The sequence below is a fragment of the Vibrio marinisediminis genome (genome assembly GCF_014050145.1).
GTDB lineage: Bacteria > Pseudomonadota > Gammaproteobacteria > Enterobacterales > Vibrionaceae > Vibrio > Vibrio marinisediminis.
In genome coordinates this window covers 1-247 of record NZ_JACFYF010000320.1, presented here as the reverse complement: position 1 = coordinate 247, position 247 = coordinate 1, and the positions used below count along the sequence as shown (strand labels likewise).

Below are 247 nucleotides of genomic sequence, written 5' to 3'. Positions count from 1 at the left end.
AACGGTTTTCAGAAATAGATTTATCTGCAACATTAAAAGTTGCTACCGTTAAACTATCGGTTGGTGTATAAAGCACATACGATTCATCATTCATTAAAAAAGATAAATAGTTAGATGCATTTTGCACATTACTTTTTGCTGCTTGTAATTGGTTTTGAACTTCAGTCACTCGCACTTCCACATTCAAAACATCTGCACGTTGTAAATAGCCTTGTTTAAAACTATTATCAGCTAACTCTTTATTGGC

Annotated in this window: 1 protein-coding gene; it reads right to left on the bottom strand. The window is 32.8% G+C overall.

Translation table 11 applies throughout. From position 1 onward, the window contains the following. Positions 1-247, bottom strand: a 247-nt coding sequence (locus H2O73_RS24240; RefSeq protein WP_182110829.1) for a TolC family protein, incomplete at both ends; no start/stop codon positions are given.